This is a genomic window from Nocardioides sp. Root190 (genome assembly GCF_001428565.1).
Classification (GTDB): Bacteria; Actinomycetota; Actinomycetes; order Propionibacteriales; family Nocardioidaceae; genus Nocardioides.
Window position 1 is genome coordinate 723920 of sequence record NZ_LMIA01000010.1, and the last position, 13107, is coordinate 737026.

Here is a 13107-nt window from a genome sequence, read left to right on the forward strand (position 1 = left end):
CGTACCCGCAGAGCAGATGTTGATCCCGGAGATTCGCGCACCCGACGCCGTCGACCGGCTCGGGACCGACATGGACGCGTGACATCGGGTACCGGACGACTGACCGATCATCACGTCGTCGACGTAAAGGAGACCCCGAATGACCGACCAGCTGAAGATCGCCTTCCTCATCGCCCCCGAAGGGACCGAGCGGGTCGAGCTGACCGAGCCCTGGGCTGCGGTCGCTGACGCAGGTCACCAGCCGGTGCTGCTGAGCACCGCGACGGGAAAGGCGCAGACGTTCGACCACCTGGACCGCGCCGAGGAGGTCGACATCGACGCCGTGGTGGGCGAGGCAGCCCCCGAGCAGTACGACGCCCTGGTCCTGCCCGGGGGTGTCGCCAACCCGGACGCGCTGCGACTCGACGAGGCAGCAGTGGCGTTCATCAAGGCCTTCGTGGAGTCCGGCAAGCCGGTCGCTGCGATCTGCCACGCCCCGTGGACCCTCATCGAGGCGGGCGTCGTACGCGACCGCCGGCTGACGTCCTGGCCGAGCCTGCGCACGGACATCGAGAACGCAGGAGGGACCTGGGTCGACGAGCGCAACGTGGTCGACGGCAACCTGATCACCAGCCGCAAGCCCGACGACCTGCCTGCCTTCACCGCGGCACTGCTCGAGGCGATCAACCACGGCGTGGACTCCGCCGAGGTCGCCGCGCCGTAGTCCCCCGGTAGCGTGCGCGACGTGGACGCCCCGACCGTCGATCACCCGCCCGAGCCGACTGGCTCTTCCCGTCGTTCCCATCTCGTCATCGGCGCCAGCGGATTCCTCGGATCGCACGTCGTCCGCCAGCTGGTCGAGCAGGGTGAGCAGGTCCGCGTCCTCGTCCGGGCCACCAGCTCCACCCAAGGGATCGACGGGCTCCCTGTGGAGCGACACGTCGGGGACGTCCACGATGCCGAGTCCGTACGACGCGCCATGGCCGGGGTCGACGTGGTCCACCACTGCGTGGTGGATGCGCGGCCCTGGCTGCGCGACCCCGCGCCGTTGTACCGGACCAATGTCGAGGGCCTGCGCACCGTCCTCGACGTCGCGGCCGACCACGACCTCCACCGGTTCGTGCACACCAGCTCCATCGGCACCCTGCCGATCGCGGACCGCGCCACCGGTGCCGGTCCCGTGACGGAGCAGAGCGGTCCGCACAACTGGCTCGAGCGGGGCGGCGACTACATCCGGTCGCGGGTGCAGGGCGAAGATCTCGCCCTGTCGTACGCCGCCGGTGGCCGCGTGCCGGTCGTATCGATGTGCGTCGCCAACACCTACGGCAGCGGCGACTTCCTGCCCACCCCGCACGGCGGCTTCGTCAAGCTCGCCGCCCGCGGTCGGCAGTCCTGGTACGTCCGCGGGGTGGGCGCCGAGGCGGTCGGCGTCCGCGACGCCGCCCGCGCCCTCGTCCTGGCCGGCGAGCGAGGTGCCGTCGGTGAGCGGTACATCGTCTCCGAGCGCCACCTCTCGATGCGCGACGTGCTCGACACGGCAGCCGACGCGGCGGGGGTCGCACGCCCTCGGACAGGCATCCCTGTCGGGGTCCTCGCTGCGGGCGGGTTCGTCGGCGAACAGGTGGCACGGATCCTGCGCCGCGACATCCGGCTGACCCGGACCAGCATCCGGCTGATGCACGTCATGACGCCGCTGGACCACGGCAAGGCAACCCGCGAGCTGGGCTGGGAGCCGGCACCCGTGCACGACGCGATCCGGGAGGCGGCGGCGTTCTTCACCCAGCGCAAGCGCAATCAGTAGCCCTTGATCTCCCGGGGCCGTGCGCCTGCACGGCCCCGCCGTTGGCGAGGAACGACCTCAGCGCACCCGGAAGCTCGTCACCGCCGTGCTCGTGGTCAGGATCCGGTTGCCGAGGTACCGGACGGTGACCTTCGTGGTGCCACGGCCGCTCGCCCGGACCGACAGCTTCACGCGACCGCCGGACAGAGCCTTGGTGAAGGTCCGACCGCCGATGCTGACCCGCACGTAGCCGGAGGCCGGGGAGCCCGCACCGGAGACCGTGGCCAGGACGGTGACCTTCCTGCCCTTGCGGACCGCCGTCGGCGAGACCTTCACCGCGGTTCGGCTGAGGGCCTTGGCGACGACGGCGGTCGATGCCGAGGTCGCGGTGCCGTTCGGTCGCCCGGGTGCGGTCGCGGTGACCCGCACCGAGAGGCGCGCACCGATGTCACGCAGGGCGAGGCGGTACGACGATCCGGTGGCGCCCGCGATCGGGGTGCCGTTGCGCAGCCACTGCAGCGAGGTGGAGACGCTCGGGTCCCAGCTGCCGGCGGTCGCGCTGAGTCGCTCGCCGTAGCGCGCCCGGCCGGTGACCCGCGGAACGGTCATGGCGCTCGGAGGCGTCGCGGCCAGGGTGACCTGGTCGACGACCGAGGTGTTGCCGGCCCTGTCGGCGGCCCGGAAGGCAACGACATGCGCACGACCGTCGAGGAGGAGCGGCGACGTGTAGGCCGTCCACTCGCCGTCGTCGACCCGGACCTCGGTGGAGGAGACGCCCGACGCGGAGTCCGCTCCCGGGTCCGTCGCCGTCAGGCTGACCTGTCGACCCGACACGTCGGCCGTCACGGTGGGGGTCGTCGTGTCGACCTTCACCGCCCGGGACCCCTCGTCGACGACGTCCGGGCCCTGGCGCAGGCGCCAGTCGACGTCGTACCTGCCCTCCGGCAACAGCACCGGAGCGGCGTAGGCGGTCCAGTCACCGTCGTCGAGGCGGTACTCCGCCACCGAGTCGCCGGACCCGGCCACGGTGAGGGTCAGTCGGGACTCCGCACCCGACCAGCCGTCCTCGCCATCGACGTCGACCGTGCCGCTCACCGTCGGGGCAGCGCCCACGTCGACGGATCCGGCCGCGGACGAGTTCCCGGCCCTGTCGGTGGCGCGGTGGGCGACCTCGTGGGTCCCCGCATCCACCACCACCGGGGACGTGTACGCCGTCCACTCGCCGTCATCGATGCGGTACTCGATCGTGTCGACACCCGAGGCCGCACTGCCGCCCGCCCCGTCGGGATCTGTCGCCGTCAGCGTCACCCTGCGCCCGGCCACGTCCGGCGTCACCGTCGGAACGGTGGCGTCCACCTTGACCGCGACGGTGCCCTGGGCGACCACGTCCTCGCCGTCGCGCAGGCGCCAGTCGACGTCGTACGCACCCTCGTCGAGCTCGACCGCGGCGGCGTAGGTCTCCCAGTCGCCGCCGTCGATCCGGTACTCGGCGACAGCGGCGCCAGCGTCCTCGCCGGCGGGCGTGAGCGTCAGCGCGGCACCCGCGCCGTACCAGCCCTGGCCGCCGTCGGCACTCACCGACGCGGTGAGGGTACGGGCGACAGCAGGCTCGACGGCGCAGACCGAGGTGAGCCGCTCGAGGTCGCCGACCTCGGCGGTCGGCGACAGCACGTGGCACCCGGCGCCGAGGGACAGCTCGAAGCGTCCTTCCTGCGGGGTCAGCGTGCGGGCGGCGCCGTCGACGAAGAGTCGGGTCGGTCCGGTCGCCGTGGTCGGGACGCTGACGCTCGCGCGGGTGTTGCCCGGGACCGACGCGACCACGGTCGTGCCGTCCTCGTCCTGCGCGAACGCCGCGCCGATGCTGCCGCGGACGGTGGGGGTCTTGATCGTGCCCCAGGCGAGGTCGCCGGGCTGCGGCCGGATCGCGACCGTCTCGTAGCCCGCGGTATTCGGCTGGATGCCGAACAGGCCGGACGGCACGTTGAACGCGGGCGAGGCCGCCCACGGGTGCGAGTAGGAGGTGTTGGACTTCTGGGAGATGTCCCAGGCCTCCATTGTCGCTCCTGCGCCGGCCTTGATCATGTTCATCCAGCTGCTGGTGCCCTCGGCCGTCATCAGGTCGAGCGCGGTCTGCCCGTCGCCGCCGGCGTAGAGCCCCTGGATCAGGAAGGCCGCGCAGTAGACGCTGCAGGCCATGCCGCGGGTCTTGATGTAGGAGGCCACCTGGGCCTTCTGGTCGTCGGCGGGGACGCCGAAGGCCAGCGCGAACGCGCTCGCGTGGACCGAGCGGTGACCGGTCAGCACGCCGCTGGCGTTGGCCCCGTCGTCGTACGACCCGGTGGCGGGGTCGTAGAACTTCGCATTGATCGCGTCGCGCAGCGCGGCCGCCTGGGCGACGTACGACGCCGCCTCGTCGTCCTTGCCGATGGCCGCGGCCATCTCCCCCATGTCGACGAGCGTGCGGTAGGTGATGGAGTTGATGACCGTGTTGTACTGCCCGAAGACGTAGCCGTCACGCTGGCTCGTGGGCCAGTCGACGATGTCGCAGTCGGTCGCGGAGTTGCAGTTCACACCGGTCGTCTTGCGGACCAGGCCCGTGCTCTCCTCGAGCCACTTCGACGGCAGCTTGGTCTTGAGGTTCTCGTAGTAGTCGGCCACCTGGTCGGTGTTGCCGGTCTGGCGCCAGGCGTCGTGGACCGCGAGGACGACGTACGCCGGCCACTCGGTCGGCCACGTGCGGTTGGTCTTGAAGTAGTTCATCGAGTAGCGGCCGAGCGAGAGGTCGTCCATCAGGTAGAGCGACGACATCAGCTGCAGGTAGGCGTCGGCCTCGTAGTTGGTGCGCTCGCGCTCCCACGAGTCGGTGTAGAAGTTGAGGTTGGTGGCCTCGATGGTGTTCTTCGACAGCTCGTAGACCTGGCCGAGGTTGTCACTCGACGAGGCGAAGGCCGAGGCCTCCTCGTCGAAGGGGTAGACGAGCGCGACGGCCTTGAACGACTCAGCGGTGACCGGCGCGGGCGCACCGGTGACCTGGACGTAGCGGAAGGTCCGCATGCCCCACGTCTCGAGGTGCTGGGCGCCGTCGCGGAGGGTGATCGTGTCGAGGTAGTTGTTGGTCGCCGAGGTCTGCCACTTCACCGAGCCGTCGGGGTTGAGGACCTGGCCGAAGCGGACCTGCACCTGGGTGCCCGCTTCCCCGGAACCGAGGTCCCAGGCGATGCCACCCATCCAGGTGCGGCCGAAGTCGACGACCTGGCTGCCGTCCGCGAGCTCGGTGAGCTCGGCCGGGGCGCGGAGCTGCTGCTCGACCTTGGCCATCGGCGCGGCCTGCAGGCCGGCGATCGCGGAGCGCTCCTCGGCCGGGCCCCAGCCGGTGGCCCCCTCGGTGTCGAAGCCGGGGCGGTCGAAGCCGACGGGGAACTTGCGGGCGTCGAGGTTCTCGCGGGGCGCGGCGAAGTAGCTGGTGCCGTAGCTGCCCGGTGAGGGGTAGACACCGGCAGCGCTGAGCGCCTGCCAGTCGTCGCCGGTGCCGATGGTCTCGCGGCTCCCGTCGGCGTACTGGATCTGCAGCTGCGCCAGGACGCGCGCGTTCGCGCTGCTGCTGTTGGCGATCAGGGAGACGGTCGACGTCTCGCCGCGGGTCAACAGGGAGGTGACGTCGAAGCCGTCGAAGCGGGTCTCGTTGCCGACCGGTGCGGTCGGGCCGAGGCCGACGAAGGTGCCGTCGATCGAGACCTTGAACGTGTACTGCTTCGACGCGCGCCACTCGGTGCCGGTCGCGAAGAGGGTCGCCCAGGCGATCTCCTTGTCGGCGACAGCGACGTCCTTGCGGAACATCGCCCAGTCGGTGCCGAAGCCGGCGAGTCCGCAGTTGCTGGCGACGGGAATGCTGAGTGCGCCGTCGGCAACGGTGCCGCAGGCGAAGGAGTTCGCCGCGCTGAAGTCGTCGGAGAAGAGCGTCGTACCGCTCGACCGGACGACCGTCACGTCGTCGAGCAGGGCCGTCTCGCTGTTGCCGGTGCGCACGCCCACGATGCCGGAGGCGTACGACGCGTCGGTGCGCTGGTCGACCTGCACGCCGTTGATGCGAGTGGTGATCGTCGAACCAGCCACCTGGATGGAGACCGTCGCCTGCGTTCCGACCGCGAGCGTCCCGGCCGGGAGGTTCACTGCCGCACCCAGGGTCGCGTAGGTCCCGTTGCTCTGCTTGTGGGGCACGAGCCGGTTGTCGGCGCCGCGGAACTGCCACATGTAGGAGTTGTTGCCGCTGACGCGGAACCGCAGGCCGAGCGCGACCGCCGTGACGGTGAGCTTGGCGGTGTAGGTGTAGTCGTCCCAGCCGGTCACCGGGGACGGCGCCCACACCGGCGTCGCGTCCTCCCAGTCGGGCCCGGGGCTGGTGCCGAACCAGGACGTCTCGGACCACGCCTGCTCGGCGTCGGCGCCGTCCCAGACCTTGACGGACCAGAAGTAGCGCTGCGAGGCGGCCAGCGGTTCGCCGGCGTACGTCACGTCGGTCTGCCGCTCGGACTCGACCTTGCCGGAGTCCCAGACGTCACCGGTGCCGGCGGCCGCGAGCGCGGACGTCGATGCCACGACGATCCGGTAGGCCGTCTGCCGGGGCAAGGAGGTCAGCTGCCAGGAGAACGACGGCGACTCGAGGTCAGCCAGGTCGCTCGGACGGTCGAGTCCCTCGACCCGCAGGCCGACCGGGGCGTCCGGCTCCGTCCCCGGCTCCACCGCTGAGGCAACAGGAACCGCTGCGCCGGCGGAGGTCGGCGCGATCGCCGGCAGTCCGGCCATCCCGAGGGCCAGCAGCATGCCGACGACGACCGAGTGACGTCCGGAACGGGCAGGGATCCAGCACGACCTACGCACAGGGAGGGTCCGATCAGCTCAAGGGATGCGACACCGCCGGACCGTCGATGTGGCGACGGTCACAGCAGGCGTCACGAACCTTAAATGAAAGGTTTCAATTGAGCAAGGATCTTCTGCCCTCGCCGCACCATCGCTCCCCCAACCGGGGCGAGGAGTGCGCGGCGGCTCAGCCGCCGACAGGACGTCCGGACCGACGGGAGGCCGCGACGAGGTCCCACACGAGCAGGACCACCAGGGCGAGCGCGCTGACCATCACGATCCCGGCGCACAGGACCAGCACGCCCTCACCGAGCTGCACGGTGGCCCGGGTCCGACCGACCAGGTGGGTGAAGACCGACGGTCCGGTGTCGGTGTCGTCGCCGGCGTCCTCGAAGACGAAGCCACCCGTCATCAGGGCCGCCCACATCAGCCACGCCGCGAAGGTCTGCGCCCAGGTGAACCGCCGTGGCCGCTGCCTCATGGCAAGCACCAGGACGCCCACCACGAGGAGGAACAGCACCGTGACCGGGCCGAGGAAGAACAAGACGCCCACACCGCCCCACCCGCTGACCCCGTAGATGCTCGGGGCCACCAGCACCCACAGGTAGAGCACGACGGTCATCGGCACGAAGCCGAGCAGGGTGAGTCGGCGAGGGGTCATGCCGTCCATCCTCCGTCGCGGAGCGGCAGAACCGGTGAGTCCGGGTGCTCAGGCGCCGACGCGCAGGTCGTCGGGACCGATCACGGTCCCCGTCGTCGCGGCGTACGACCGGTCGATCGCGACGAGGACCTGCTCGAGGGCCCCGTTGCGCTCGGCGTCGCCGGCACCGCGCAGAGGTCCTTCGATGCACAGGATCGAGAAGCCGTGGACGGCCGACCAGCAGGTCAGCTCGGCGTCCTGGCGGGCCTCAGGCGTGAGGTAGCCGACCTCGACCAGTCCGTCGAGCACCCGGCTCAGCACGCCGTACGGGTCGCGCTCGGGCGGCGGGCTCGGCTCGGTCGCGACCGTGGACGTGAAGGCCAGGCGGAACAGGTGCGGGTCGCTGATCGCGAAGTCGACGTAGCCGCGGCCGGTCTCGGCCAGCGCGCGCCGCGCGCGCAGCACCGGGTCGTCGCCCTTGACCAGGGCGAGCCGCTGGTGGAGCGCATCGACGAGTCGGGCCATGGTCAGCTCGGACAGCACGACGACCAGGTCGTCGCGGTGCGCGAAGTGCCGGTACGCCGCGTTGTGGGACACGCCCACCCGACGACCCACGTCGCGCAACGACCAGTCCTCGGGGCCCCGCTCGCGCACCGCGTCCGCGGCGGCGTCGATGAGCGCTTGGCGCAGTCGACCGTGGTGGTAGGTGGGGGCACTCACACGCCTCACGGTAGCGGTCACACCGCTCGCATCTTGACAGTGTCAACACCGTGCCCCATCGTCGATGTTGACACTGTCTACAAAGGAGCGCCTCCGTGCCCCGAAAGTCCTTGGTCCTGCTCACCGTGTGCCTGGCGGCCGTGACGATCAACCTCAGCACCACGATCACCAACATCGCGCTGCCGACCCTGGCCGAGGAGCTCGACGCGGGGACGCGCGACCTGCTGTGGATCGTGGACGGCTACAACCTGGCCTTCGCCGCGCTGGTGCTGGCGATGGGGAGCCTCTCGGATCGCTTCGGTCGTCGCCCCGCCCTCATCGTGGGGCTGAGCGGGTTCGCGCTCAGCAGCGCGGCCGCCGGCCTGGCCGACACCAGCGACCACCTGGTCGCCATCCGGGTCGCCATGGGCGTCTTCGCTGCGGTCATCTTCCCCACGACCCTGTCGATCATCGCCAACGCGTTCACCGAGCGTCGTGAGCGCGCCTCCGCGCTCGGCCTGTGGGGCGCCTCGGTCGGCGTCGGGGTGGCGCTCGGCCCGGTCGTCGGAGGCTTCCTGCTCGAGCACTACAGCTGGCACAGCGTCTTCCTCGCGCTCGTGCCGATCAGCGTGGTCACGATCGCCATGGCCGTGGCCTACGTCCCCGAGTCGCGCGACCCCAGCGTGCCCCGCGTCGACAAGCCGGGCTTCGTGATCTCGGTGGCCGCCCTCGGCACGCTGACCTGGACGATCATCGAGGCCCCCGAGCACGGCTGGTCCAGCACCGCCACCATCACCGGCTTCGCCCTCGCGGCCGTGCTCGTCGCCGTCTTCGTGCTGGTCGAGCGTGCCGTGGAGAACCCGATGATCGACGTCACGCTGTTCCTCGACCGGCGCTTCAGCGCCGCCTGCGCGGCCGTCACGATCGCCTTCTTCGCGCTGTTCGGCTTCATCTTCCTGATCACGCAGTTCTTCCAGTTCGTCCGCGACTACACCCCGCTGGAGACCGGTGTCCGCTTCCTGCCGGTGGCCCTGTCGATCGCCGTTGCGTCGATCGTCGGGAGCCAGCTCGCCCCCCGCCTCGGCACCAAGGCCGTGGTCACGCCGGGGCTCGTCATGCTCGGCGCGGCGTTCCTGTGGGTGGCGAACATCGGTGCCGACGTGTCCTACGCCCAGGTGATCGTGCCGCAGATGATCCTGCTGGGCGGCGGGCTCGGGCTGGTCAGCACGCCGGCCACCGAGTCGATCATGCAGGTCCTCCCGCCCGCGCGGGCGGGCGTCGGCTCGGCGGTCAACGACGCCACTCGTGAGCTCGGCGGCACCCTCGGGGTCGCCGTGGTCGGCTCCCTCTTCTCCTCGCAGTACGCCGACGAGCTGATCCGGCTCCTCGACGGGCGTGTGGACGCTCCGACCGCCGACGCAGCGGCGGAGTCGGTCGGCTTCGCCGACGCCCTCACCGCCCAGGTTCCCGGGCTCGCCGCGTCGGTCGATGCCGCCTTCCTCGACGGCCTCAGCCTCGGCTGCACCGTCGTCGGCGTGCTGTGCCTGGTCGGCGCCCTGGGCGCCCTGGTCGCACTGCCGGGCAACCGGTACGACCCGCTCGCCGGGGGCGAGCTCGAGCAGGACGGCACCGCCGACGTGACGGGTGCGTCCGCGTCGCACTAGGGGACCGCGCCGTCTGCCGGTCTGCCCGTGGGGTAGCGCTCGGGAATGGACCTGTTCGGACTGGTCGTGACCGTGCTCGTGATGCTGGGCATCGTGGTGGCGATCCTGCTCTTCGAGCGGCGTCGGGCGCAGGAGATCGAGCGCGACCTCCGCCAGCCGGACCCCCAGCGGCCCCCTCGCTCGGACCCGCCGGAAGAGTGACAGCGCGATGACCGCCACCCTGACGTTCGTCCACACCGCCACGACGGTGCTGCGGGACGTCCGGGAGGAGGACGGTCGGCTCTCCCCCGAGCCTTCGGTGGTGCCGCTGCCGAACTGCCACACCTGTCGGATCCGCTGGGCGCACCTCCGGAATGCAGCGACCCGGGTGCGGGTACCTCGGGAGCCAAGGTGGAACCACGGTGGACGGCGACGTCGACCACCATCGTCCTAGGGGGGACCATGACCACGCACTCTCACGAACGAGAACACGCCGAGGCGCCGGAGCTGTCGGGCATGTTGTTGCTGATCGCCATCCTGGTGCTCGCCGGCGTTCTGGTGTGGGCCTGCACCTGAACCGTCTGCTTGCACGGGTCTGCATGAATCCCGTGGTGGAGGTAGGTCCGGTGCTGGCGGTCGAGCGCAAAGGCCCGGCCGACCTCGGGGCGTCGATCCGCGACGGGCGCCTGTTCGACCAGGCGGCGCGACGCTGGATCATGCTCGGAGCCGGGACGGGAGGTCGAGACCGACTCCTTCGACCGCCACGTGGTCGGGCGAGGGCCGAGCGCCCCCGCGGTCACGCGTAGGCAAGGAAGAGGCACTCCGCGACCATCGCCGGACGCTCCGTGCCCTCGACCTCCACGCGCAGCGCCACGCGGTACTCGACCCCGCCGTCGGGCTTCCACCTGCCGTCCACCACCCGGGCCGCCAGCCTGATGGAGGAGCCGACGAGCACCGGCGCGGTGAACCTCAGCCGCTCGATCCCGTAATTGACCCCACGGGACAGGTCGGTGACCTCGAGCAGCCCGGCGAACAGTTCCGGGACCAGCGACAGGGTGAGGTACCCGTGGGCCAGGGTGGCGCCGAAGGGGCCGCGGGCCGCGCGCTCCGGGTCGACGTGGATCCACTGGTGATCGCCCGTCGCGTCGGCGAACAGGTCGACGCGCTCCTGGGTGACGCGCAGCCAGTCGCTGGTGCCGAGGTCGAGGTCGACGGCGTCGACCAGCCCCGCGACGGTGGTGGTGGGCATCCCTGCTCCTCCTCGGTCGACCAGTCAGGCGGGTGCGGCCCCGTCACCGACGTGGATGAGCGTCTTGCCGCTCGTGCCGCCGGTGAGCATCGACTCGAAGGCCGGCCAGCAGTCCTCGATCCCCCCGCCGAAGACGGTCTGCTCCTGGCGGACGGTGCCGTCGCGGAGCCACTGCCCCATCTGGCTGAGGAACTCCTCGGTCGCGTCGGCGTGGTCGCCGACGATGAAGCCCTCGAGGCGCACCCGCTGCCAAATCGCGCGGATCAGGTTCCGCGGCCCCGGGACGGGCGCGGTGGCGTCGTACGTCGAAATCGCGCCACAGAGGACGATCCGCCCGCGCTCGCGCATCACGCGCAGCGCGCACTCGAGCTGCTCGCCGGCGACGTTGTCGAAGTAGACGTCGACGCCATCGGACCCGACCCGTTCGAGCGCTGCAGCGAGCGACGCGCGGACCGGACCGTCGCGGTAGGAGAAGGCCGCGTCGAAACCGAGCTCCTGCTCGAGGTGCGTCGCCTTCGCCGCCGAGCCCACGCTGCCGATCACGCGACAGCCCAGGGCCCGCGCGACCTGACCGACCACGGAGCCGACGGCGCCCCCAGCCGCGGAGACGAAGACCGTCTCCCCCGGCTGGAGGGCCCCGATGCGCAGGAGGCCGACGTACGCCGTGAGGCCGGTCTGGCCGAGGACGCCGAGAAAGGCCTCCGGGGGCAGCCCACCGACGTCGAGCACGTCAACGTCGGCGGCCGGCAGGCACGCCAGGTCGCGCCAGCCGAGGCCGTGGCGCACCCAGGTGCCGACCGGGACGTCCGCCGCCCGCGACTCCACGACCCGGCCGACGGCAGGCCCCTCCATCGGCTCGTCGAGGGCGTAGGGGTCGACGTAGGTGACCCGGTCGCCCATCCGGCCCTGCATGTAGGGCTCGACGGAGACGTACTCGTTGCGCACGAGCACCTCGCCCTCGCCCGGCGGCGGGAGCACCGCGTCGACGAGCTCCACGTCCTCCGGGCGCGGCGCCCCGTCAGCGCGGCGCCGCAGCACCCACTGGCGGCTGGACGTCACCTCAGAGCCCGTAGATGCGCGCGGCGTTGCCGTGCAGGATCTTCTCCATGTCCGCGTCGGGGACGTCGGCGAAGGTCAGCTCGAGGTACTCCCGCGGGGTGGTGGCGATGCTGGCGGGGCCGGGCGACATCGACGTCGGGTGCGGGAAGTCGGTCTCGTAGAGGAAGTTGTCGGCGCCGAGCTGCTCGATCGCGGAGATCGCCGTGGCCTGCTCGAACCAGAAGCAGCCGTAGATCTGGCGCTTGAAGTACTCGCTGGGCAGCAGGTCGTACTCCGGGTGCTCCTTCGGGACACCGCAGTTGAGCCACTGCCAATCCAGCGCCGAGAGGGCGAAGGGGATCCAGCCGATCCCGCTCTCGACCGAGACGAAGTTGAGCTTGGGGAAGCGGTGGCAGACGCCGCCGGTGATCAGCTTGGTGATCGTGCCGGCGTTGCCCAGGAAGAAGCCGACACCGAGCGCGGAGTAGTTGGCGTGCGGGCCGTTGGCCGGGTTGCCGATCGTGGTGATGTCGGCGATGTTGCCCGAGGCGATGTGGAAGTTGACCGGGACGCCGGCCTCCTGGATCGCGGCCCAGAGCCGGTCCCAGTAGCGGTCGGTGAGGTCGGGCTGACCCCAGGCGTCGGGGACGCCGGAGAAGATCACGCCGCGGTGGCCGTTGTCGACGGCGCGGTGCAGCTCCTTGATGGACAGCTCGACGTCCCAGAACGGCAGCGCCGCGATGGGGACGAAGCGTCCGGGCGCGGTCTGGCAGTACTCGCTCAGGAAGTCGTTGTAGGCCTCGACGCAGGCGAGCATCAGCTCCGGTTCGTCGACGTCGGTGAAGTTGCCGCCGCCGAACCCGGCGACGTTGGGGTAGAGCACCTGGGCGTGGATCCCGAGCTCGTCCATCCGCTGCACCCGCGCCAGCGGGTCCCAGGTGGCGCGGTCGGCGTCGTTCAACGACGGCGGGTGCATCGGCGGGTACTGGTGCCAGCCGGCCATCGCGGCGGCGGCCACGGGCAGCACCAGCTTGTCGGCGACGAACCAGGCCGGGTCGCCGTTCGCGTCGGCACGGACGTGGGGCACCCGGTCGCCCCAGCGCTTGGTGGAGACCCGCGACGTCCACAGGTCCGGCGGCTCGACCACGTGGGTGTCGGTGTCGATGATCTTGATCTCGTCCAGCAGGGACGCGCGCATGGTGCTCCTCTTGGGGTTTCTCGG

At 71.1% G+C, this 13107-nt stretch carries 10 protein-coding genes; 4 read left to right on the plus strand and 6 right to left on the minus strand.

What is annotated here, in order from left to right:
- The first annotated feature begins 139 nt into the window (after positions 1-139).
- Both ASE01_RS16230 and ASE01_RS16235 read left to right on the plus strand, forming a co-directional pair.
- The gene (locus ASE01_RS16230) at positions 140-703 is read left to right on the plus strand and encodes a type 1 glutamine amidotransferase domain-containing protein (protein WP_200958866.1); all 564 of its coding nucleotides are present in this window, start codon (positions 140-142) and stop codon (positions 701-703) included.
- A 21-nt stretch (positions 704-724) separates the two neighbouring features.
- Positions 725-1780: an NAD-dependent epimerase/dehydratase family protein gene (locus ASE01_RS16235; RefSeq protein ID WP_056754886.1), complete on the plus strand. Its 1056-nt coding sequence runs from the start codon at positions 725-727 to the stop codon at positions 1778-1780.
- Between the two features lie 57 nt (positions 1781-1837).
- Here the strand turns inward: ASE01_RS16235 and ASE01_RS16240 are convergent, their stop codons facing one another.
- The 3 genes from ASE01_RS16240 to ASE01_RS16250 form a co-directional block, all read right to left on the minus strand.
- A complete protein-coding gene (locus ASE01_RS16240) occupies positions 1838-6637 on the minus strand; it encodes a family 78 glycoside hydrolase catalytic domain (RefSeq protein WP_157537400.1) in 4800 nt (1599 codons plus the stop codon).
- A gap of 166 nt (positions 6638-6803) precedes the next feature.
- Positions 6804-7277, minus strand: a complete 474-nt coding sequence (locus tag ASE01_RS16245) for a hypothetical protein (protein WP_056754226.1) — start codon at positions 7275-7277, stop codon at positions 6804-6806.
- Positions 7278-7325: 48 nt separating this feature from the next.
- A complete protein-coding gene (locus ASE01_RS16250) occupies positions 7326-7976 on the minus strand; it encodes a TetR/AcrR family transcriptional regulator (protein ID WP_056754229.1) in 651 nt (216 codons plus the stop codon).
- A 95-nt stretch (positions 7977-8071) separates the two neighbouring features.
- Between ASE01_RS16250 and ASE01_RS16255 the strand changes: the two genes are divergently transcribed.
- Entirely contained in the window at positions 8072-9619 is a 1548-nt protein-coding gene (locus ASE01_RS16255) for an MFS transporter (RefSeq protein ID WP_056754232.1), read from the plus strand.
- Between the two features lie 45 nt (positions 9620-9664).
- Positions 9665-9820 (plus strand): hypothetical protein, encoded by a 156-nt coding sequence (locus ASE01_RS24455; protein ID WP_157537402.1) that lies wholly within the window; start codon positions 9665-9667, stop codon positions 9818-9820.
- Positions 9821-10394: 574 nt separating this feature from the next.
- On the opposite strand, the gene ASE01_RS16260 is transcribed toward ASE01_RS24455, so the two are convergent.
- From ASE01_RS16260 to ASE01_RS16270, 3 genes are read right to left on the minus strand one after another with little or no spacing between them, the layout of a single operon-like run.
- Complete coding sequence (locus ASE01_RS16260) at positions 10395-10847, minus strand: MaoC family dehydratase (protein ID WP_056754235.1); 453 nt, start codon at positions 10845-10847, stop codon at positions 10395-10397.
- A 24-nt stretch (positions 10848-10871) separates the two neighbouring features.
- Positions 10872-11906 carry an NADP-dependent oxidoreductase gene (locus ASE01_RS16265; RefSeq protein WP_056754238.1) on the minus strand — a complete coding sequence of 345 codons (1035 nt, stop codon included), beginning with the start codon at positions 11904-11906 and terminating at the stop codon, positions 10872-10874.
- Between the two features lies 1 nt (position 11907).
- On the minus strand, positions 11908-13083 hold the full coding sequence (locus tag ASE01_RS16270; RefSeq protein WP_056754240.1) for an amidohydrolase family protein: 1176 nt from the start codon (positions 13081-13083) through the stop codon (positions 11908-11910).
- Between the last annotated feature and the right edge of the window lie 24 nt (positions 13084-13107).

Bases quoted from the DNA above. Each gene is read 5' to 3' on its own strand.
- ASE01_RS16230 (WP_200958866.1), top strand. From the start codon at position 140: ATGACCGACCAGCTGAAGATCGCCTTCCTCATCGCCCCCGAAGGGACC.
- ASE01_RS16245 (WP_056754226.1), bottom strand. From the start codon at position 7,277: ATGACCCCTCGCCGACTCACCCTGCTCGGCTTCGTGCCGATGACCGTC.
- ASE01_RS16270 (WP_056754240.1), bottom strand. From the start codon at position 13,083: ATGCGCGCGTCCCTGCTGGACGAGATCAAGATCATCGACACCGACACC.
- ASE01_RS24455 (WP_157537402.1), top strand. From the start codon at position 9,665: ATGGACCTGTTCGGACTGGTCGTGACCGTGCTCGTGATGCTGGGCATC.
- ASE01_RS16260 (WP_056754235.1), bottom strand. From the start codon at position 10,847: ATGCCCACCACCACCGTCGCGGGGCTGGTCGACGCCGTCGACCTCGAC.